The 20,235-nt window shown below is 63.1% G+C and carries 19 protein-coding genes and 1 other RNA gene; 13 read left to right on the top strand and 7 right to left on the bottom strand.

The genetic code is table 11. The features are described 5' to 3' along the window. A partial coding sequence (locus tag DA373_RS13920; RefSeq protein ID WP_157953728.1) for a phosphoadenosine phosphosulfate reductase domain-containing protein occupies positions 1-220 on the bottom strand: 220 nt, incomplete at its 3' end. A gap of 120 nt (positions 221-340) precedes the next feature. On the opposite strand from DA373_RS13920, the gene DA373_RS13915 reads away from it, so the two are divergent. The 3 genes from DA373_RS13915 (at position 341) to DA373_RS13905 (ending at position 3,562) form a co-directional block, all read left to right on the top strand. Then, positions 341-2,068 (top strand): SLC13 family permease, encoded by a 1,728-nt coding sequence (locus tag DA373_RS13915; RefSeq protein WP_107852907.1) that lies wholly within the window; start codon positions 341-343, stop codon positions 2,066-2,068. A 155-nt stretch (positions 2,069-2,223) separates the two neighbouring features. Next, positions 2,224-2,321: signal recognition particle sRNA small type (gene ffs, locus DA373_RS13910), an RNA gene on the top strand. A gap of 302 nt (positions 2,322-2,623) precedes the next feature. Next, positions 2,624-3,562, top strand: coding sequence for a competence protein CoiA family protein (locus tag DA373_RS13905; protein WP_198650319.1), 939 nt, complete (start codon positions 2,624-2,626; stop codon positions 3,560-3,562). Here DA373_RS13905 and DA373_RS13900 read toward each other — a convergent pair. Further along, positions 3,531-3,896 carry a glutathione S-transferase N-terminal domain-containing protein gene (locus DA373_RS13900; protein ID WP_107852905.1) on the bottom strand — a complete coding sequence of 122 codons (366 nt, stop codon included), beginning with the start codon at positions 3,894-3,896 and terminating at the stop codon, positions 3,531-3,533. The two genes, DA373_RS13905 and DA373_RS13900, sit on opposite strands and share 32 nt — an antisense overlap. A gap of 108 nt (positions 3,897-4,004) precedes the next feature. Here DA373_RS13900 and DA373_RS13895 point away from each other — a divergent pair, with 108 nt between their 5' ends. The 5 genes from DA373_RS13895 (at position 4,005) to DA373_RS16510 (ending at position 9,413) form a co-directional block, all read left to right on the top strand. Next, entirely contained in the window at positions 4,005-4,685 is a 681-nt protein-coding gene (locus tag DA373_RS13895; RefSeq protein WP_232821285.1) for an ABC transporter ATP-binding protein, read from the top strand. Continuing rightward, positions 4,682-7,150, top strand: coding sequence for an ABC transporter permease (locus tag DA373_RS13890; RefSeq protein WP_107852904.1), 2,469 nt, complete (start codon positions 4,682-4,684; stop codon positions 7,148-7,150). Before DA373_RS13895 ends, DA373_RS13890 begins: the two co-directional genes overlap by 4 nt. 155 nt (positions 7,151-7,305) lie before the next feature. Further along, positions 7,306-8,394: a lipocalin-like domain-containing protein gene (locus tag DA373_RS13885; RefSeq protein WP_232821284.1), complete on the top strand. Its 1,089-nt coding sequence runs from the start codon at positions 7,306-7,308 to the stop codon at positions 8,392-8,394. Positions 8,395-8,532: 138 nt separating this feature from the next. Then, positions 8,533-8,952: a sodium:calcium antiporter gene (locus tag DA373_RS16515; protein ID WP_232821283.1), complete on the top strand. Its 420-nt coding sequence runs from the start codon at positions 8,533-8,535 to the stop codon at positions 8,950-8,952. Further along, a complete protein-coding gene (locus DA373_RS16510) occupies positions 8,913-9,413 on the top strand; it encodes a sodium:calcium antiporter (protein WP_232821282.1) in 501 nt (166 codons plus the stop codon). The genes DA373_RS16515 and DA373_RS16510 overlap by 40 nt, the downstream gene beginning before the upstream one ends. A gap of 83 nt (positions 9,414-9,496) precedes the next feature. Here the strand turns inward: DA373_RS16510 and DA373_RS13875 are convergent, their stop codons facing one another. After that, the gene (locus tag DA373_RS13875) at positions 9,497-11,716 is read right to left on the bottom strand and encodes a mechanosensitive ion channel domain-containing protein (RefSeq protein WP_198650318.1); all 2,220 of its coding nucleotides are present in this window, start codon (positions 11,714-11,716) and stop codon (positions 9,497-9,499) included. Positions 11,717-11,886: 170 nt separating this feature from the next. On the opposite strand from DA373_RS13875, the gene DA373_RS13870 reads away from it, so the two are divergent. Further along, positions 11,887-12,861, top strand: a complete 975-nt coding sequence (locus DA373_RS13870; RefSeq protein WP_107852902.1) for a ribonuclease Z — start codon at positions 11,887-11,889, stop codon at positions 12,859-12,861. Between the two features lie 48 nt (positions 12,862-12,909). Here DA373_RS13870 and DA373_RS13865 read toward each other — a convergent pair whose 3' ends face one another. Continuing rightward, positions 12,910-13,476 (bottom strand): carboxymuconolactone decarboxylase family protein, encoded by a 567-nt coding sequence (locus tag DA373_RS13865; protein ID WP_107852901.1) that lies wholly within the window; start codon positions 13,474-13,476, stop codon positions 12,910-12,912. Between the two features lie 53 nt (positions 13,477-13,529). Beyond that, the gene (locus tag DA373_RS13860; protein ID WP_107852900.1) at positions 13,530-14,207 is read right to left on the bottom strand and encodes a heavy metal response regulator transcription factor; all 678 of its coding nucleotides are present in this window, start codon (positions 14,205-14,207) and stop codon (positions 13,530-13,532) included. Between the two features lie 181 nt (positions 14,208-14,388). Here DA373_RS13860 and DA373_RS13855 point away from each other — a divergent pair, with 181 nt between their 5' ends. From DA373_RS13855 to DA373_RS13840, 4 genes are read left to right on the top strand one after another with little or no spacing between them, the layout of a single operon-like run. Then, entirely contained in the window at positions 14,389-16,242 is a 1,854-nt protein-coding gene (locus DA373_RS13855; protein WP_107852899.1) for a copper resistance system multicopper oxidase, read from the top strand. Then, positions 16,239-17,081 carry a copper resistance protein B gene (locus DA373_RS13850; protein WP_107852898.1) on the top strand — a complete coding sequence of 281 codons (843 nt, stop codon included), beginning with the start codon at positions 16,239-16,241 and terminating at the stop codon, positions 17,079-17,081. The genes DA373_RS13855 and DA373_RS13850 overlap by 4 nt, the downstream gene beginning before the upstream one ends. A 39-nt stretch (positions 17,082-17,120) precedes the next feature. Continuing rightward, positions 17,121-17,630, top strand: coding sequence for a cupredoxin domain-containing protein (locus tag DA373_RS13845; RefSeq protein WP_232821281.1), 510 nt, complete (start codon positions 17,121-17,123; stop codon positions 17,628-17,630). Positions 17,631-17,681: 51 nt separating this feature from the next. Next, positions 17,682-18,095, top strand: a complete 414-nt coding sequence (locus DA373_RS13840) for a c-type cytochrome (RefSeq protein ID WP_107852910.1) — start codon at positions 17,682-17,684, stop codon at positions 18,093-18,095. A 4-nt stretch (positions 18,096-18,099) separates the two neighbouring features. Here the strand turns inward: DA373_RS13840 and DA373_RS13835 are convergent, their stop codons facing one another. Both DA373_RS13835 and DA373_RS13830 read right to left on the bottom strand, forming a co-directional pair. Further along, positions 18,100-19,503: a heavy metal sensor histidine kinase gene (locus DA373_RS13835; RefSeq protein ID WP_107852897.1), complete on the bottom strand. Its 1,404-nt coding sequence runs from the start codon at positions 19,501-19,503 to the stop codon at positions 18,100-18,102. Between the two features lie 43 nt (positions 19,504-19,546). Beyond that, complete coding sequence (locus DA373_RS13830) at positions 19,547-20,227, bottom strand: type 1 glutamine amidotransferase domain-containing protein (protein WP_107852896.1); 681 nt, start codon at positions 20,225-20,227, stop codon at positions 19,547-19,549. Positions 20,228-20,235: the final 8 nt, after the last annotated feature.

Raw genomic sequence — 20,235 nt, 5'->3', positions numbered from 1 at the left:
CGCGGAACTCGTACATTTCGCGGAACTTCCAGCGGGTGTCCACATGCAGCAGCGGGAACGGCGGCACCGAGGGGTAGAAGGCCTTCATGGCCAGGTGCAGCATCACGGCGCTGTCCTTGCCGATGGAATAGAGCATGACCGGGTTGTCGGCCTCGGCCACCACTTCCCGCATGATGTGGATACTTTCGGCTTCCAGCCGTTGCAGGTGGGTCAGATTCATTGTGATACCGCTCCCAATTATGGATTATGCTAATAGCAAAATGTTATAGATACTTCATGTATCCAGTCTATTTGATATATGCGTACAATGATAGCCCTGCTAAAGAGCGAGTGGTTATATATGTCAGCATATTTGGTATTAGCATCGATTGGCGCTCTGCTGCTGCTGCTGGTTCACGGCCAAATAAAGCCGGCCGTGCTGTTCAGCGCCTGGGCGATAGGATATGTGATCTTTGGTGTAGTCAGCGAGCAGGCCATGCTGGCGAGTTTTTCCAACCCGGCGCTCATCACCCTGCTGGTGCTGATGCTGGTGTCGCTGGCGCTGGAGCGTTCGCCCTTGCTGGAACGCTTGTCCGATACGCTGCTGAGGGGCAAGGAGTGGCGTGCCAGCCTGCGGTTGATGGGGCTGACCGCGGGGCTCTCGGCCTTTCTTAACAACACCGCCGTGGTGGGGTCGCTGCTGGGGGTGATTTCCCGCCAGCGCCATATACCGCCGTCCCGCCTGCTTATTCCGTTGTCGTTCGCCTCCGTGCTGGGGGGCATTACCACCCTGGTGGGCACTTCCACCAACCTGGTGGTGAACTCCTTTGTGGTCAACGCCGGCCTGCCGGCGCTGGGCATGTTTCAGTTTACTCTGGTGGGGCTGCCGGTGGCGCTGCTGTGTTTGCTGGGCCTGTTGTTCAGCCGGCGCTTGCTGCCCACTCACCAGATCCAGGACAAGGAAAGCGCCCAGCCCTATTTTCTGGAAGCGCGGCTGGAAGCCGGCTCGCCGCTGATTGGTCACAGCATTGAGGAAAACGGCCTGCGTCGGCTAAATGGCCTGTTTTTGCTGGAAATTGCCCGTAATGACCGGCTGATAAGCCCGGTGTCACCGGACGAAGTGCTGGAAGCGGACGACGTGCTGGTGTTTACCGGTGAAGTGGAAAAGGTGCAGGCACTGCAGCAGTTTGCCGGTCTGGAGCTGTTTGGCAATGGGGTAGAGCGGCTGCTGGCTTCCAACCTGGTGGAGGTGGTGGTTTCCAATGAGTCGGAGCTGGCCAACCGCACCCTGCAGGAAGTGGACTTTCGCACCATGTTCAATGCCGGGGTGGTGGGCATACGCCGGGGAGGCCGCCGGCTTTATGGCACCCTGGGCAAGATACCGCTCAGGGTAGGCGACAGCCTGTTGCTGGCAGTGGGGCCCGACTTCAAACAGCACCGCAACCTGGATCGCAACTTTCACCTGCTCAGCAACAGTCTGCAACGGCCCAGGCTCAGCGTGCGCCAGAGCCTGTTTGCCTTCAGTGGTTTTGGTCTGGTGATCGGTCTGGCGGCAGTCGGCCTGGTGCCGCTGCTGAACGGCCTGCTGATGCTGCTGGCGGCGCTGCTGCTGACCCGCATTCTTACCCTGTCGGAGCTGCGCCGGCGTTTTCCCTTTGAATTGTTGATGGTGATCGGCTCGGCGCTGACCGTGGCCAAGGCGCTGGAGAACTCGGGCGCCGCGGCTCTGGTGGCGGAGGCCATGCGCAGTGTATTTAACGGCTACGGCGTGGTCGGCGCCTTTGTGGGGGTGTATCTCATCACCCTGCTGCTGACCGAAACCGTCACCAACAACGCCGCCGCCGCCCTGGCGTTTCCTATTGGCCTGTCTACCGCCCAGGGCTTTGGCGTGGATCCCATGCCCTTTATCATGGCGGTGGCCTTTGGGGCCAGCGCCTGTTTTCTGGTGCCTTTTGGCTACCAGACTCACCTGATGGTGTATTCGCCGGGCCGCTACCGGGTGATGGACTACATCAGGTCGGGGTTGCCGGTCAGCCTGCTCTACAGTGCCGGCGTGCTGACCCTGGTGCCGTTGTTCTTTCCGTTTTGAGGGGGTAGTGTCAGGCCCGGAAGAGAGCAACCACAGCAAGGTTTATCGAGTGAGGGGATTATGAACTGAAAGCGGCCAATAAACCCGCAGTCGGTTCTCGGGTGGTTGCATTGAAAGGCCGTTTTGTTACACTGGCCTCGCTTCGATGGTGGCCCCGTTGGTCCTCCCGCATCGAAACCTTGTCTACCTGGTCAGGCCCGGAAGGGAGCAGCCACGGCGAGGACCTTCGAGTGCCGGGATGTGGCTGGCGGGCGCCACCTCCAATATTCATTACGAATCCCTTCGATTTTTCTTCTCTTTACTTTTCTCATTCAGAAAGCCGAACCTCTGACGTCTGTTAACACCTGCGCATCGCGTTTGTGTGGCCGTGTAAAACGTCGCCGTCTTCAAGCAATGGCAGTTGATATTTAAAGCCTCGGCATGGCCCGGAGCGCTGGCAGCCTGCCCGCATATTGGCGCGCAGCGGCAACCTTGCTCACTCTTCCGTTCGCCATTCACGCCAACCAATGCCACACTGGCTGCATATCGGCCTTATGCATACGGACAAGTGCTGCCATGTCAGGTAAAACCTTAATTCCCTTCGCCGTCAGGGATACTGATCAGAAAATCGTTTCTGTGGAAGAGGTGGAAAGCGGCCTTGGCTGCCGTTGTCATTGCCCCAGTTGCAATGGGGTATTGATCGCGCGCAAGGGCAAACAAAAAGCCCATCACTTCAGCCACCACAAGGGCAGTGAGCGGGACTGCGCCTTTGCCTTTGAAACCAGCATTCGTCTGATGTTGCTGGATAAACTGGATCGGGTGGCATCCCTCAACACGCCGGCACTGCGCATTGACGGCTTTCACAAGCCGGTGTGCGCGGGCAAAACCGTGACGGTGAAATACATTCCGTCATCCGGCCCGGCAGAAGGCCCCACGGCGCTGTATCAGGTGGGGAATGACGCCAGATACAGGCTTGGCATTTACCTGCCGCCGGCTGGCAGCTGTGCAACCGCACCGCCGCCCTGGTTAACGGCATATACCCAGGACCATGGCTGCACCGGTGTGCTCTCGGTGGATTACGCCGTGTTTGCCGGGCTGATGTTCAAGGCAGAAAAACCGGCCGGGCTGGACAGCATCAGCTGGCTGCTGCGCATTATGAGCACCCACTGCAAGTGCCTGCACTGGTTATATCATCCGCGAGCACAAAAAATGCGGGCGGAGCGGGAGGCGCAAAAAAAGCGCGATGCCGAATTGCGTCGAAGACAACAGCAGCAACAATGGCAACCGCAACCGCAACCGCAACCGCAACCGCAACCGCAACCGGCCCGGCTCCCGCCCATTTCCAGACCAAGGCAGGTCGCCCCGGCCAGAGCCAGCGCTCGCCCGCAGCGGCCCGGCATCTGCAAGCACTGCCGGCTGGGAGCCCCCGATCTCTCATCGGAAGGGTACTGCTACCGGCAGGCCTGCATGGATTCGAGAAAGCTTAACCGAACCGCTGCTGCAGATAGGCGATAATGTCGTTCGACTCATACATCCAGCGGACGTCGCCGTTTTCCTCAATGCGCAGGCAGGGAGATTTTACCCGGCCGCCGCCGGCCTGCAGCGCGTCTCTGTGGGGGGAGCCCGGGTGCACATTGCGCTTTTCAATGGGCAGGTTCAGCTTGTGCATGGCCCGGCGCACCTTGATGCAAAAGGGGCAGCGGGGCAGCTGATAGAGCGCCAGTTGCTGGCAGGCCTCGTCTACCTGCTGCTGTGCCTCGGGCGTGCGCTTCATTTTGGCCGGGCGGGTGAGAATATCGCCCACCTGCACCACACCTCCAATGCCATTGCGTAACAGTTTTACCAGCATATCGGCTTTCCCCTCGATGATGAAAAACCGGAATTGTATCTGAAAGCGCGGCCATGTTCGCCCTTTCAACACCTATGGTTACCAGACACCAGGGTTGGCAACGAGGGGATGAAAACCATGCTGGAGTTTCGCCGGGTGCACAAGCACTACGCCACGCCCCAGGGGGCGCTGAACGTGCTGCAGGGGGTGGATCTGAGTCTGGCTGCCGGCGAGAGTCTGGCGCTGATGGGGGAGTCGGGCAGCGGCAAGTCAACCCTGCTGCACCTGGCGGCGGGGCTGGATGTGCCCGACCGGGGCGAGGTGCTGATTGGCGGCCAATCCCTGACCGGCCTGAATGATGCGGGCCGGGCGCAGATCAGGCGCACTGTCCTTGGCCTGGTGTTTCAGCAGTTTCACCTGGTGCCAAGCCTGAACGTGGCCGACAATCTGCGGCTGCAGGCCCGGCTGGCGGGGCGTGAAAGCGCCGCCTGGTCGGCGCACCTGCTGACGCGGCTGGGGCTGAGCGGGCGCGAGCATGATTACCCCGAGCAGCTCTCCGGCGGCCAGCAGCAGCGGCTGGCCATTGGCCGGGCCCTGGCCGCCCGCCCGGCGCTGTTGCTGGCCGACGAGCCCACCGGCAATCTGGATGAAACCACCGCCGACGCCGTGCTGGCCCTGCTGCTGGAGCTGGTGACCGAAAGCGGCAGCAGCCTGCTGATGGTGACCCACAGCCCCAGGGTGGCGGCCCCCCTCGACGCCTGTTTAACCCTGCATCACGGCCGGCTGATAAACGGGAGCGCGGCATCATGATCCGCGTGGTGCTGGTTACCTTGCTGTCCCACTACCGGCGTCATCCGGGGCAGCTGGCCATGCTGCTGCTGGGGCTCTGGGTGGCGGGGGCGCTGTGGAGCGGGGTGCAGGCCATTAACGCCTCGGCGAAGGACAATTATGCTCGGGCCGAGGCACTGCTGGGCGCTGATCTTGTGCGTCTTGAGCGCGATAACGGCCAGCCGCTTACCCACAGTGATTTTGTTCACTTGCGCCGGGTCGGGCTGCCGGTGTCGCCGCTGCTGCAGGGGGAGATCACCACCGAGAGCGGCATTCGGCTTACCCTGGTGGGTATTGATCCTTTCACTCTGCCTGCCGGCAGTTCTTTTGGCAGTACAGAGGGGCAGTTGCAGGATTTTATTGCACCGCCCTGGCAGGTGCGGCTGGCGCCGGACACACGGGCACAACTGGGTGACGCGCCGCGGCTTGAAAATGGCAGGGCGCTGCCGCCCATGGTGACTGCCCCCGGGCTGCCGCCCCGGACGCTGGTGATGGACATTGCCGCTGCCGCCCGCCTGCTGAATGCCGAAGCGCACATTACGGCGCTGATCATCAAGCAGGAGCCGGTGGCGGTGCCCGCAGGTTACCGGCTGGTGCAACGCGACAGCCGGGCCGGCCCCGGTGAGCTGACCGAGAGTTTTCACCTTAATCTCACCGCCATGGCGCTGCTGGCGCTGTTGGTGGGGCTGTTTATTGTGCAGGCGGCGCTGGGCCTGGCGCTGGAGCAGCGGCTGGGTTTGTTGCGCACCCTGCGGGCGCTTGGGGTGCCGGCCCCCATGCTGATTGCAATCCTGGCGCTGGAGCTGTTGCTGCTGGGGCTGCTCGGCGCGCTGGCAGGGCTGGTAAGCGGGGTCTGGCTGGCCGGCGCCCTGCTGCCGGACGTGGCCGCCACCCTGCAAAGCCTTTATGGCGCCCGGGTCAGCGTTACCCTCAGTCTGCCCTGGCATTACTGGCTGGGCAACCTGGGGGTGACTTTAGGCGGTTTGCTGATTGCCGGCAGTGGCGTGCTTTGGCGGGCCAGCCGGTTGCCGCTGCTCGGGCTGGGACGGGCGCAGGCCTGGCGGGCCGGGTATCAGCGTCAGTTGCGCTGGCAGGCCCGGCTGGGGAGTGGCGCCGCTCTGCTGGCGCTGGCGTGCTGGTTGCGGCTGCTGAGCTCGGCCCCCGGGCAGGGCCTGCTTGCCGGGTTCGGTCTGGTGGCGGCCCTGTTGCTGGCCGCCGCCCTCTGGCTGCCGCCGCTGCTGGCCGGGCTCTTGCGATTGTTGTTGCGGCGGGCTCAGCGCCGGCCACTTACCCAGTGGGCGCTGGCAGACATGCAGCTGCAACTGCCGCGATTGTCTCTGGCCATGATGGCCCTGCTGATTGCGCTGTCGGCCAACCTGGGGGTGAGCAGCATGGTGGGCGGGTTTCGGCTGACCTTTCTTGACTGGCTCGATCAGCGGCTGCTGGCGGATTTGTACCTTCGGCCGCCGCCGGCGCAGTTTGACCGGTTGCATGCCTGGCTGGGCCGGCGGCCGGAGGTGCAGGCCATACTCACCACCGCCAGCGCCGAGACCGGACTGCTGGCCATTCGCTCAGCCGGCACTCGGCGCGAGCTTCGCTTGCCCCTGGCCGTTTCCGGCATTACCCCGGCACCGGCGCTGGTGGCGCACTGGCCACTGCTGGCCTTTGAGACCCGGCAGGCCGCCTGGCAAGGGTTGCGCCGGGGGGATGTTTTTATCAACGAGCAACTGGCCCGGCGTGAAGGCATTGCCCTTGGCGACAGGCTGAGCATGGCGGTGTCCGGTGGCGCAGAGACGGTCACGGTAGCGGGCATTTACCCGGATTACGGCAACCCCAAAGGCGAGCTGGTCATGACCACGGCCCGGGTGCAGCGGCTGTTTGGTGTGCCGCCGGCGGCCATGGGGGTGGTGCTTGTGCCCGGTATAAAGGCCGGTATGCTCAGGCGAGCGCTGACCGAGGACTTTGCGCTCACGGTGAACCGGCTGCAGGATCAGCGCGAGGTCAAGGCGCGGGCGACGGCCATTTATGAGCGCACCTTTGCCATTACGCGGGCGCTGAATGCGCTCACTCTGGCGGTGGCGGCGCTGGCGCTGCTGGCCACCCTGCTGGCGCAGGCGGGCTCCTTTCGCCGGCGTCTGGCCACGGTCTGGGCCCTGGGCGTGCCCCGACACCGGCTGCTGGCGGTGCAGCTGGCTCAGCTTGCCGGACTGGCCCTGGCCACCGGCCTGCTGGCCATTCCGCTGGGAGTGGCCATTACCGCCTGTCTGGTGTGGGGCATTAATGTGGCGGCCTTTGGCTGGCGGCTGCCGCTGCATGTGTTTCCTGCTGAAATGGGCCTGACCCCGGTGATCGCCGTGCTGGTGGCGCTGCTGGCGGCGGTCCTGCCCATGCTCAAGCTCTGGCGCACGCCACCCCGGGCACTGCTGGCGGAGGAGGAAAGCATATGAAGACTTGCGGTTTAAACCCGGCCTTGAACCATGCCGTAGGCGCCGCTTCAGCCGGCGCACCTTCACGGGCAAGTGTGCATTTCAAGCCTGTTGCACAGGCTTTGCCGGCTAAAGCGGCAGCTACAGTCTGCCTGCTGTGCGGGTTATTCATCTTTTTGCTGAGCGCCTGCGATGATCGCAATAATAACGAGCACAGCGGCTTTGCCGGTCTGGGGGCCGCCGGTGAAGGCTATGCCGAGGCTCACGCTGGCATGACCCTGAACTTTCCCGAGGATCATGGCCCGCATCCGGACTTTCGCATTGAGTGGTGGTATCTCACCGCCAACCTGCAGGATGAAAACGGCGAGCCCCTGGGGGGGCAGTGGACCCTGTTTCGCCAGGCCATGCCGCCGCCCACGGCGGAGCCAGCGACTCCCGGCCCCTGGGCGGTGGAGCAGATCTGGATGGCGCATCTGGCGCTGTCTCGTGGTGAGCAGCACAGAGTGGCCGAGCGCTTTGCCCGGGGCATAGGTATTGTGAGTGCCACTCAACAGGCCGGGGTGATGGCGCAGCCGTTTCGGGCCTGGCTGGATAACTGGCGGCTGGAAAGCCTGAGCGGCAGCGGGGAGGAGCTGGACCAGTTGCGCCTGACCGCCGAGGCCGAGGATGAGCAGGGCAGCTTTGGTTATGAACTGGTGCTGGAAGCCAGCGGCCCGCTGGTGCGCCATGGCATTCATGGTTTCAGTCAGAAGTCCGCCGATGGTCAGGGCTCCATGTATTACAGCCAGCCCTTTTACCGGGTGAGCGGCGAGGTATGGCTGAACGGTGAGCGGCTGGCGGTGAGCGGCCAGGCCTGGCTGGATCGGGAATGGAGCAGCCAGTTGTTGAGTGAGCGTCAGACCGGCTGGGACTGGTTTTCCCTGCACCTTGCCAGCGGCCACAAGCTGATGGCCTTTCGTCTGCGCGGTGACGACAACGACTATGTCTCCGGCAGCTGGATAACCCCCGGCGGCGAGGTAACGGCGCTGAGTTCAGAGGATATAACGCTTACGTCATTGAAAAGTGCCGGGGTCGCTGGCCGGCAAATACCGGTGCGCTGGCAACTCACTCTGCCGGCGCAAAACCTTCAGCTTAATGTGAGCGCAGATCACCCCAACCGCTGGATGCACACCTCGGTGCCCTACTGGGAAGGGACGGTCAGTGTGACCGATGCCGTCAGCGGTGCACCGCTGGGCCAGGGGTACCTTGAAATGACCGGATACTGACGAGCAGGCACTGACACGGAACAGCAAAAATATTTTCTGTGCTGTGCCTACAGGACTGGTGCCGCCGTTGCGTTCTGCTATCTTCAGGGCGTTTTGCCCCATGACGGGAAAGACGGTGTTGCTTCAGGAGAGAAACGCATGGTCTGGTTAATGTTGATAACGGGGTTGCTGTTACTGATTGTGGGTGCCGATCTGCTGGTGCGGGGGGCGGCCCGGCTGGCCGCCAGCCTGGGTGTGCCGGCGCTGGTCATCGGCCTGACGGTGGTGGCCTTTGGCACCAGTGCGCCCGAGCTGGCGGTGAGCGTGAAGTCGGCCTGGGCCGGGCAGACGGAGCTGTCTATCGCCAACGTGGTGGGCAGCAATATTTTCAACGTGCTGTTTATTCTGGGGCTGGCGGCGGTGATCTCTCCGCTGGTGGCCTCGCAGCAGCTGATCCGCCAGGATGTCCCCATCATGATCGGGGTGTCGGTGCTGGCGGTGATCTTGGCCTGGAATGGCACCCTGGGGCGCGCTGGCTGGTGCAGAGTGCGGTGCAGCTGGCCGCCGGCTTTGGCGTGAGCGAAGCGGTGATTGGCCTGACCATTGTCGCCGCCGGCACCTCATTGCCCGAGGTGATGACCTCGGTGATGGCCACCATCAAAGGGCAGCGTGACATTGCCATTGGCAACGTGGTGGGCAGCAATGTGTTCAACATTCTGTGCGTGCTGGGGCTGTCGGGGCTGGTGTCGCCGGCGCCGTTGCAGGCCGGGGCGCAGCTGGCGTCCCTCGACATGCCGGTGATGCTGGGAGTAGCCCTGCTGTGCCTGCCACTGTTCTTTACCGGGGCGCGGCTCAACCGGGCCGAGGGCGGCCTGTTTCTGGCGCTTTATGTGGCCTATGTGTGGTACATGGTGGCGCTGACCCTGGGTTCGGGTTATGTGCCCCAGCTGCGTACCGGCATTCTCTTTGGCCTGATCCCGCTGGTGGTGCTGTTTGTGGCCGTGACCCTGGGGCGGGATCTGGCGCGCGGGCGGCGCTGAGAGCCGGCGCAGGATGTCAGCGACCGGTTTCTGGACCAATAAAAAAACCGGCCGAAGCCGGTTTTTTTACATCTGCTGTCCGTTCAGGTGCCGGTATGGCGCTCTGACGCGGAGGCCCGCTCCAGCTTCAGCGCCGGCGCCTCGCCCTGACGGCTGCCCTCGAAATGCACCGTACTCTGGGGGTAGGGGATCTCGATGCCGGCCTGCTCGAAGTGCATTTTCACCAGCCGGTTATAGGCGCGGCCCACGGCCCACTGCATGCCAGGGGCGGTCTTGATGCGCACCCGAATGTTCACTGAGCTGTCGGCCAGCGCAATAACACCGGCCACTTCCAGCGCTTCCAGCACATAGGGCTTTTGCTCCGGATCCGCCACCAGCTCGTCAAAGGCGTTTTGCAGGTGGGCGATGGCATCGTCAATGTTCTCGCGATAGGACACCCGGTACTCGCCCACATGGTAGGCGAACTCGCGCATATAGTTGGACACCGTATCCACGCTGGAAAACGGAATAATGTGATAGGTGCCGCTCAGATCGCGAATGCCCACCGAGCGAATGCTGAGCTTCTCGGCAACACCGGTAATGCCCCCCAGAGTGACTACATCGCCGGTGTTCATGGCGTTTTCAATCTGAATGAACACCCCGGTGATCACATCCTGCACCAGTTTCTGGGCGCCAAAACCAATGGCCAGGCCCAGCACACCGGCACCGGCGATCAGCGGGCCGATATCAATGCCCAGCTCCGACAGTGCAATCATTACCGTCATGGTCACCAGCAGCACCGCCAGGGCGCTGCGGAACAGCGACAGCAATGTCTGGGTGCGGGCCGAGGGCATGCCGTTGCCGGTTTCCGGATTGAGCTTGTGCTCAATCAGGCTGGCCAGGGTCACCCAGATGGCGGCAGACACGGCCAGAATAAAGGCCACGGCAATAATGCGGCCCATCAGCACGCCGCCGGCCTCGGAGGCATACCAGGTGGCCAGATCCAGCACTCGCCAGGCGTTAAGCGTCAGCAGAATGACGCCGACCAGGACCAGAAAGCGCAAAAAGCGCAGGCCGTTGGGCACATAGCTGTTCAGCCGGGCTTCCAGCAGCGGCAGCTTGCGACGCAGCTCGTCCGACAGCCGAATGCGCCGGCCTATGGTCTGGCTGAGCAGGGTAGACAGCAACATGCCCACCATCATTACCCCCAGGGTTTTGAGGGTGGCGAACAGCACAAAGGGCAGGGCGTTGGCCGGGCTCAGCAATACCAGTACCAGCACCACGGTGAAATAGCCCAGTGCCAGCCAGTGCCAGGTGCGGGCCAGCAGGTGCAGGCTGATTTTGCTGGCGGTCAGCTGGCTTTGGTTGGCCTTGTCACGCAGTGCCGCACTCAGACGCCGGCGGTTTTTCAGGATGACGCCCACCGCATAACCAAAGGCTGCCAGCATCAGCAGGGTGTTCAGACCCTGGCTCAGCACCGGTGAAACATGAATGGCTACCAGCGGCTCCAGCACCATGACGCCATAACCCAGCAGGCCAATCAGCAGCGCCAGCCAGCGGTTCCAGTAGGTAGCCTCGGTGGCATTGATGGGTAGCAGGCGCAGGCCATCGTAACGGCTGGAAAACAGCATGCGCAGACCGGCCTTCAGCAGCTCGATCACCATAAAGGCGTTCAGAAACAGCGAGGCCTGGGTGGTCTGCTCGCCGGTCACCCCCACTGCAAAAGTGGCCACCAGATTACCGCCCACATAGGCCAGACCCACGGCCAGAGCATCGATCACCGCTGCCAGTGCCACGCACAGCACGCGCCTGAGCACCGGCGTTTTGCCGGCACCGTGCAATGACCAGTGATCCAGCCGGGAGAACACAGGCCCGGCCAGCCCGCGAAGCACAAAAAAGGCAATCAGGGTGGCGGCGATCACCAGCCCCAGGTTCAGGGTGGCATGCAGCAGCTTGCCCATGCTGAACTTGCCGTTGTCACCGGCCACCTGCCCCTCGGCCAGGTGGTTGAGCACATTGGCCAGCACGGTGAACTGATCCCCTATGCCTTCGGCAATGTCGCGGGTGGTCTGGGCCAGCTGCTGGGTGGCGGAAGGCCCGGCATCGGCAGTGGCGGCGGTGTCGGCCACGGCCGGTGTGTCTTCTGCCAGGGTGCGAAGTTCGTGAATGAGTTTTTCCCGGGACTGCTCGTTCTCCAGCAGATCGGCCAGGGCGGAATAGGAAGGATTATCAACAGGCTGGCTTTGTTGCTGGGCCTGAGCCATGCCGGGAATGACACAGAGCAGCCACAACAGCGGCAGCAGAAGTCTTGTGGTCCGGTTCACCAGAGAACCTCCGGTTGACGTTAAGTGTGTGAATGTCACGACATGAAAATGCCGTCCTGTTTAAAACTGTGTGACTGATGAGGGTAGCACAGCCATTACGCAAAGATAACGGGCAAAAAACAGCATAAAATGCAGGGAAAAGCACACTTTTCACGGTAAGCGAGCAAGATATGGAGCTGATTTTTCTGGGGACCTCATCGGGTACCCCCACCAGAAGCCGCAGCCTGTCGGCGGTGGCATTGCGTAAACACAAGGCCAGATCCTGGCTGCTGGTGGACTGTGGTGAGGGCACCCAGCACCGGTTGCTGCGGGCGCCGCTGTCGCTGCACTGGCTGCAGGCGGTGTGCATTACTCATCTGCACGGGGATCACTGTTACGGCCTGCCGGGGCTGCTGGCCAGCGCCGGCCTGAACGGCCGCACGGCACCCCTGACCCTGATCGGCCCGGCGGGTCTGCAGGCCTGGGTGGAGCACACTGCGGCCATGAGCCAGCTGCAGCTGAACTTTGAACTGCGTTTTGAGCGTGTGGAAACACTGGCAACGGGCAACAGCCTGCTGGCGCTGGAAGGGTTTGACGTAAGTGCCACGGCCTTGTCCCACCGGCTGCCCAGCTTTGCCTATGCCTTTACCGAAACCGGGCTGGCAGGGCGGCTCGATACCGAGCGACTTAAAGCCGACAGCGTACCCGCCGGCCCCCTGTGGGGAAGGCTGCACAGAGGCGAGGTGGTCACTCTGGATGACGGAAGAGTGCTGGCCGGGCGGGACTACCAGCTGGCGCCGCCCACGGCGCGCAAGGTGGTAATAGGCGGTGATAACGACACGCCGGCGCTGCTGCATGAGGCGATAAAGGGGGCCAGCGTGCTGGTGCACGAGGCCACCTATACCCGCGAGGTGGCGGCAAAGGTGGGCCCCGAGCCCCAACACAGCAGCGCCGCTGCGGTGGCCGCCTTTGCCGCAAGGGCGCGAGTGCCCAATCTGGTGCTCACCCACTTCAGTCCCCGTTACCGGCACTCAGGCCCCGGCCTGACGGTGGCGGATCTGGCACGGGAAGCACAGGCGCATTACCCCGGCAGACTGTTTATGGCCGAGGATCTGGCCATATACCGGCTGGACCGGGAAGGGAAGTTAAGCCGGGTGCAAGAGTAATGGAGCGCAGGCTGCCAGCCTGCATTAGCGCCGAAGGCGCTCCATTATTCACATCTTGCGGCCGGCAAAGGCGTCGTCCACCGGCGTTTCAAACAGGTGGTTGCAGTAATTGCTGAGGGTTTTCACCGCCAGCGCCAGGATCACGTCCAGCATGGCGGCCTCGCTGTAGCCGGCGTCGAGAAAGGCCTTTGCCTGCTCCGGGGTGGGGTTGCCCCGGCTGGTGAACATGACCTCGGTAAAGCTTGCCAGCGCCGCCAGTCTGGCATCGGGCACCGGCTTACCGTTACGAATGGCGTTGGTCACCGTCTCGGGCACGCCGGAGGCGGTGTCGGCCAGGGTGCTGTGGGCCGCCAGGCAATAGTCGCAGCCGTTTTCCCGGCTGATCACCAGCAGCACTACTTCCTGCTCCACCGGGCTCAAGCTGCCGTGCTCGCGAAACTGCTGGTAACCGTGCAGATAGGTATCGAGCAGCGCCGGCCCGTTGGCCATGGCGCGATACATATTGGGCACAAAGCCGAGCTTTTGCCGGGCCTGCTCCAGGTGTGAACGGGCCTGTTCGCCGGCCTGCTCCGGCTCGAGCAGGGCCAGTTGTTGCATGTGATAACGCTGAGACATAAGAGGCTCCCGGGTGATGAATGTGCAGTCAGTATAGGCACCCGGGAGCACGGCTACCTGTGAGTGTCGAGGGTATAGCCCATGCCGCGCACCGTGTGGATCAGCCGGGGCTCAAAGCCGTCGTCTATCTTGCCCCGCAGCCGGCGAATGGACACGTCGATCACATTGGTGTCGCTGTCGAAGTTCATGTCCCACACCAGGGAGGCGATCAGCGAGCGGGGCAACACCTCGCCCTGGCGGCGCACCAGCAGCTCCAGCAGGGCGAACTCCTTGTTGGTGAGATGAATGGGCGTATCGGCGCGCCATACCTGACGGCGGGGCAGATCCAGCACCAGATCCGCCACTCGCAGCCTGTGCTCATCCTGCCGGGGGGCGCCCCGGCGCAGCAGGGTGCGCACCCGGGCCAGCAGCTCGGCAAAGGCAAAGGGCTTCACCAGATAATCGTCGGCACCCAGCTCCAGGCCCCGCACTCTGTCTTCCACGCTGTCCCGGGCGGTCAGAAACAGCACTGGCACCTGCCGGCCCTGCTCGCGCAGGGCGCCCACAATACGCCAGCCATCCAGATCCGGCAGCATGACATCGGCCACCACCAGATCGTAAGGTTCATTCACCGCCTGGTGCAGGCCATCGAGGCCGTTGCGCACCAGATCCACCACAAAGCCCGCCTCGCGCAGGCCCTTTTGCAGATAGTCGCCGGTGCTTTGTTCGTCTTCGATGATCAACAGTTTCATGGCTGGCTCCGTCACCCGGAAAGGGCGCATCATGCCCCACAAGGGGCAGGGTGCTCAAGCCCCGCAAGCGGCGTAACAAAGATGACAATTTTGTCATTTTCCCGTCATCCTGGTTTCAGGTGCACCTTTCTATGCTTGATGTATTCATACTGGGAATACAACGGCATAGGTAAGGAATGTGATGACACAGCCAAAAAACGCCCTCAACCTGCCCCGGCGGCGCTTTGTGCAGGGCCTGGCCGCCGGCGGCGCCGTGCTGGGGCTGGCCCCCATGCTGGCCACGGCCAGGCAGCCGGCCCCCGGCACCCTCACCGGCCAGGTGCCGGTGCTGTCCGGCACCGAGTTCGATCTGGTGATCGACGAAACCCCGGTCAACTTCACCGGCCGTGCACGCATGGCCACCACCATTAACGGCTCCATTCCCGGGCCTACCCTGCGCATGCGCGAGGGCGACACCGTCACCATTCGCGTGACCAACCGGCTCAAGGAGCCCACCTCCATTCACTGGCATGGCATTATTCTGCCGTTTCAGATGGACGGCGTGCCCGGCATCAGCTTTGCCGGCATCGCCCCCGGCGAGACCTTCACCTACCAATACACCCTGGAGCAGAGCGGCACCTACTGGTATCACTCCCACTCGGGCATGCAGGAGCTGACCGGCATGTACGGGGCGCTGATCATCGAGCCGGCAGAGGCCGACACCATCAAGGCCGATCGCGAGCATGTGGTGGTGTTGTCGGACTGGACCGATGAAAACCCCATGCGGGTGTTTGGCAAACTGAAAAACCAGGGCGACTTCTACAACTTTAATCAGCCAACGGTGGCGGACTTTTTCCGTGATATGAGCAGGGATGGCCTGGGCGCGGCGCTGGAAAAGCGGCAAATGTGGAACCAGATGCGCATGAGCCCGAGCGATCTGGCGGACTTGTCTGCCGAGACCCTGACCTACCTGATGAACGGCACCACCCCCGCCGGCAACTGGACCGGCCTGTTCAGACCCGGTGAGCGGGTACGGCTGCGCTTTATCAATGGCGCCGGCAACACCTTTTATGATGTGCGCATTCCCGGCCTGAAACTGACCGTGGTGCAGGCCGATGGCCTTAACGTGGCCCCGGTGGAGGTGGACGAGTTCCGTTTTGGCCCCGGCGAGACCTACGATGTGCTGGTGGAGCCCACCGCCGAAGCCTACACCCTGTTCGCCCAGGCCATGGACAGAACCGGTTATGCCCGGGGCACTCTGGCCACCCGTGAAGGGCTGAGCGCCGCCGTGCCGCCGGTGGATGAACCTCAAGCCCTGACCATGGCCGACATGATGGGCAGCATGGATCATGGCGCCATGGGCCACGGCAATATGGCAGGTATGGATCATGCGGCCATGGGCCACGGCGACATGCAGAATATGGCGGGTATGGATCATTCGGCCATGGGCCACGGCGACATGCAGAACATGGCGGGCATGGATCACGCAGCCATGGGCCATGGTGCCATGGTCGGCGGCCTGGCGGCGGCCAGCAAGGAAGTGCGCCATGCCCGCACCGAATATGGCCCCAGTGTCGACATGCGGGTCGATACCCCCCGTACCAATCTGGACGATCCCGGGGTGGGCCTGCGCAATAACGGCCGGCGGGTGCTCACCCTGGCGGATCTGCGCACCCCCGGCGGCCCCATGGATCCCCGGCCACCCGAGCGGGAGATTGAGCTGCACCTTACCGGTAACATGGAGCGCTACACCTGGTCGTTCGACGGCGTCGAATTCGGCGGCTCTACCCCGGTACACCTCAGTTATGGCGAACGGGTACGCATTATTCTGCACAACGACACAATGATGACCCACCCCATGCACCTGCATGGCATGTGGAGCGAGCTGGAGAGTCCGGACGGCGAATTCTTGTGCCGCCGGCACACCATACCGGTGCAGCCGGCCCAGCGCATCAGCTTTCTGGTGACCGCCGACGCTCTTGGTCGTTGGGCCTGGCACTGTCATCTGATGTTCCATATGGACGCGGGCATGTTCCGCATGGTGGTGGTGTCATGAGCAAACACACGGCAACGATCAATTATGTCTTTGGTGCCATGGCGCTGACTGCCCTTCCGGCCCTGGCCCAGATGGATCATGGCGATATGCAGATGCAGGGGGGCAAGCCGCCGGCCGACGCCCGGGATCCCCATGCTTACTCCGGTGGCGTTACCCTGGATGAGGGGCCTTACGCCCTGCCCGGACCCCGCCAGCTGAAACTGGCCGACGAGCACCTGTTTTACGGTGTGTTGGCCGATCGGCTGGAGCGGGTGGACAATGGCGATGAACAGGCCCTGGTCTATGAGGTGAGCGCCTGGGCCGGGCGGGATTACGACCGGGCCGTGGTGAAGGCGGAAGGCGACATCGAACACGGCCGGCTGGCGGAAGCCAGCACCGAGCTGCTGTGGAGGCACGCCCTGACCGCATTCTGGAACAGTGAGCTGGGTGTGCGTTACGACACCGGACACGGCCCGGATCAGGGCTGGCTGGCCGCCGGCGTCTCCGGGCTGGCACCCTACTGGGTGGAGCTGGACGCCACCGCCTACCTGGGCGACGACGGTCAGACCGCGCTGGCGCTGGAGGCGGAATACGAACTGTTGCTGACCCAGCGGCTGGTACTGCAGCCGGCCATTGAGCTGACCGCCTTTGGCCAGGACGATGCCGAACGCGGTCAGGGCCGGGGGCTGTCGGAGCTGGTGGCGGGAGCCCGGCTGCGCTATGAGTTCAGCCGCCAGTTCGCGCCCTATGTGGGCTGGGAATGGCAAGCCGCCCTGGGCAATACCGCCGATCTGGCGCGGGATGAAGGCGAATCAACCCGGGACACCCGCTGGGTGGCCGGGATCCGCTTCTGGTTTTAAGCCGGCAGCGTCAACCTGTTTTATGGGAGGAGATAACCAATGAAAGCAAAATATTCCATCATGATGCTGGCGCTGTTGCCCGGTCTGGCGCTGGCGGCGGGCGGCCATGAGGGTGGTCATGGCCACGGCGGGGCCATGGAGCACCATGATATGGCGGCCATGGCGCAGCACATGAGCGGCATGGGCCGGCCTGGCCAGGCAGCCGAAGTCAGCCGTACCATCGCCGTGGACATGAGCGATGATATGCGTTTTACCCCGGCCAGCATTGAGGTGAAGGCCGGCGAAACGGTGCGCTTTTTTGTAAGCAACCGCGGCAAGCTGGATCACGAGCTGGTGCTGGGCCACATGGAGATGCTGCAGCAGCATGCCGAAATGATGCGGCAAATGCCGCACATGGAACATGCCGAGCCCAACATGATCCGCCTTAAGCCCGGTCAGAAAGGAGGCATCGTCTGGCATTTTGACCAGGCCGGCACCCTGGACTTCGCCTGCCTGATCCCCGGACATATGGAAGCCGGTATGAAGGGGCAGGTGAAGATCACACAATGATGCCTGAAAGAGCGCCGTCAGGCGCTCATTAACCAGAGAAGGCAATGAATGGTGAACAAGACATCAAACTCAAACCGCTGGGTGTTCTGGCTGGCCGGGGCCGTGGCGCTGGTGTTACTGGTCATGATCGCTGGCCATTTTCTGATGGGCGGCCGTTTTATGTGGGGTGACATGCCCCACGACAGGGCACTCTCGGCGCAGGGGCAGGCCGTTTACGGTGAATATTGTGCCAGCTGCCACGGTGCCGACCTCAGGGGCACACGCCAGGGGCCACCTTTTATTCACAAGGTGTACGAGCCGTCTCACCATGGCGACGAGGCCTTTTACCGGGCCGCCGCCAACGGCGTGCGTGCCCATCACTGGCGCTTTGGCGATATGCCGCCGGTGGCCGGGGTGAGCCGTGACGAAGTGACGGCCATTATCGCCTATGTGCGGGAGCAGCAACGCCGCCACGGCATACATTAAGGGCTCATGGTGATGGTGAGGGGGCGGGAAACCGGGCGGTAAAGCAAGTTTCCCGTTCATCGGAAGATACCGACAAGTTGCCACCATGATGGCTGACGATGGCGTTTGCGATGGCCAGCCCCAGGCCGGTGCCCTCGGTGGCCGGCTGGCGGGCATGGTCGGCACGGTAAAACCGGTCAAACAGCCGTGGCCATTGTGCCGGCGGAATGGCCGGCCCCGGATTGGCCACGGCCACGGTAACGCCATTTTCGTCCTGAGCGATGGTGATGGTCACCGCCTGTCGTGCCGGGGTATAACGAATGGCGTTGCTCAGCAAATTGCTGAAGGCCCGTTGCAGCATGGCCCGGTCGCCTTGCAAACCCGCTTGTCCCTCGCGGCGCAGCTGCACCTGCCGGTCACTGGCCAGGGGCTCAAAAAATTCAATCAGCTCATCCAGCTCCTCGGCCAGATCCAGGGAGGCATGCTGCAGCGTCAGCTGTCCCCGATCCGATTTGGCCAGAAACAGCATTTCATTGATCATTCTGCCGAGCCGCTCGGCGGCCTCCAGGTTGGCGTAGAGGGCTTCACGGTAATCAGCGGCATCCCGTGGCTGACTCAGGGCGACCTGGGTCTGCATCATCAGGCTGTTTATCGGGGTGCGCAGCTCGTGGGCAATGTCGGAAGAAAAGTCGGTCAGCCGCTGAAAGGAGTCTTCCAGCCGGTTCAGCATGTTGTTGAAGGCCTGTATGGGGGCATGCAGCTCCGCCGGCACGCCGGCCAGGGGCAGGCGGTGATCCAGTTTGCTGGCGGTAATGCGAGTGGCCAGCCCGGCCAGGGCACGTAATGGCCTGAGCCCGGTGCGCGAGGCAAACCAGCCCAGCAGCACCGACACCAGTGCCATGGCGCCGGTCAGCCAGAGCAGAGCGGCCTTGATGTCATCGATAAAGTGCTGGTGGTAACGGGTGTCGAACACCACACGAATCATCACCGAGTCCGGCATGTCGGGAGTGGCTGTCCTGGATGAAAGGGCAAAGGGAGCCGCGATGCTGCGATAGCGAATGCCGGCTTCTTCCCAGCTTTCAATCACCGGCCATTCAGCGGTGCTCGGGGCCGGTGGCCGGGGCAGACGGCTGCCCGCCAGCAGCAGGCCCTGGGGGGTGGTAATCTGCAGCCGGTGATCGCCATAGCCGGCCAGGGCGCTGTGCAACCCGGACTCCAGCTGGCCCCAGTCCGGCTGGCCATGATTCAGCTGGCTGGTCAGCAGGTTTTTCACCAGCACCATTTTGCCCCTGAGATCGGCCTCGTCCTGACGGGCGAAGTGATGATCCAGCGCCTGCATCAGCGCCAGGCTGACCAGCCCCCAGATGGCCAGCATGGTCAGGCTGAACATCAGGCTCAGGCGTGTGGTAAGAGAAAGGTGTTTGCCCATGGGGGCGCTGCTCCGGTTGCTTGCGGCAGCGCCCAATGTATCGTTAACCCTTGAGTACCGCCAGCAGGGCTTCGGCGGTGGCGGCGCTGGAGGCCGGGTTCTGCCCGGTAATGAGCAGGCCATCGGTGACCACATAACTGCTCCAGTCTTCCCCCTTGCTGTAGCGGCCACCCTGACCGGTGAGCATGTCTTCCACGGAAAAGGGCACCACTTCGGTGAGACCCACGGCCGCTTCTTCACGGTTGCTGAAGCCGGTAACGGCTTTCCCCTTGACCACCGGCTGGCCATCCGGGGTTCGGGCATGACACAACACGGCGGGGCCGTGGCACACCGCCGCCACCGGCTTGCCCCGGCGCAGCATATGCTCGATAACGCCCACGGAGGTGGCGTTTTCCGCCAGATCCCACAGCGGGCCATGGCCGCCGGGGTAAAACACGGCGTCAAACTCCCGGTCGTGGACCCGGGTGAGGGGCAGGGTATTGTCGAGGGCAGCCATGGCCTCGGCATCGGCTTCAAAGCGATGAGTGTCGTCGGTCATCATGTCGGGGGCATGGCTTTTGGGATCCAGGGGCGGCCGGCCCCCCTTGGGTGAAGCCAGGGTAATGTGGGCGCCCGCGTCCTTCAGCCGGTAATAGGGGGCGGCGAGCTCTTCCAGCCAGAAACCAGTGGGCTCGCCGGTGTCACCCAGTTTATCGTGTGAAGTCAGTATCATCAGAATCTTCATCTTGATCT

Source organism: Oceanimonas marisflavi (genome assembly GCF_003049725.1).
Lineage (GTDB): Bacteria > Pseudomonadota > Gammaproteobacteria > Enterobacterales > Aeromonadaceae > Oceanimonas > Oceanimonas marisflavi.
Note: the sequence above shows the minus strand (reverse complement) of the source record. Positions and strands in the feature narration are given on the sequence as shown.

Excerpts from the sequence above, each read along its gene's own strand:
- DA373_RS13915 (WP_107852907.1), top strand. The coding sequence starts at position 341 with ATGTCAGCATATTTGGTATTAGCATCGATTGGCGCTCTGCTGCTGCTG.
- DA373_RS13845 (WP_232821281.1), top strand. The coding sequence starts at position 17,121 with ATGAAAGCAAAATATTCCATCATGATGCTGGCGCTGTTGCCCGGTCTG.
- DA373_RS13895 (WP_232821285.1), top strand. The coding sequence starts at position 4,005 with ATGAAAACCATGCTGGAGTTTCGCCGGGTGCACAAGCACTACGCCACG.
- DA373_RS13870 (WP_107852902.1), top strand. The coding sequence starts at position 11,887 with ATGGAGCTGATTTTTCTGGGGACCTCATCGGGTACCCCCACCAGAAGC.
- DA373_RS13890 (WP_107852904.1), top strand. The coding sequence starts at position 4,682 with ATGATCCGCGTGGTGCTGGTTACCTTGCTGTCCCACTACCGGCGTCAT.
- DA373_RS13850 (WP_107852898.1), top strand. The coding sequence starts at position 16,239 with ATGAGCAAACACACGGCAACGATCAATTATGTCTTTGGTGCCATGGCG.
- DA373_RS13900 (WP_107852905.1), bottom strand. The coding sequence starts at position 3,896 with ATGCTGGTAAAACTGTTACGCAATGGCATTGGAGGTGTGGTGCAGGTG.
- DA373_RS16515 (WP_232821283.1), top strand. The coding sequence starts at position 8,533 with ATGGTCTGGTTAATGTTGATAACGGGGTTGCTGTTACTGATTGTGGGT.
- DA373_RS13865 (WP_107852901.1), bottom strand. The coding sequence starts at position 13,476 with ATGTCTCAGCGTTATCACATGCAACAACTGGCCCTGCTCGAGCCGGAG.
- DA373_RS13830 (WP_107852896.1), bottom strand. The coding sequence starts at position 20,227 with ATGAAGATTCTGATGATACTGACTTCACACGATAAACTGGGTGACACC.
- DA373_RS13860 (WP_107852900.1), bottom strand. The coding sequence starts at position 14,207 with ATGAAACTGTTGATCATCGAAGACGAACAAAGCACCGGCGACTATCTG.
- DA373_RS13905 (WP_198650319.1), top strand. The coding sequence starts at position 2,624 with ATGTCAGGTAAAACCTTAATTCCCTTCGCCGTCAGGGATACTGATCAG.
- DA373_RS13855 (WP_107852899.1), top strand. The coding sequence starts at position 14,389 with ATGACACAGCCAAAAAACGCCCTCAACCTGCCCCGGCGGCGCTTTGTG.
- DA373_RS13835 (WP_107852897.1), bottom strand. The coding sequence starts at position 19,503 with ATGGGCAAACACCTTTCTCTTACCACACGCCTGAGCCTGATGTTCAGC.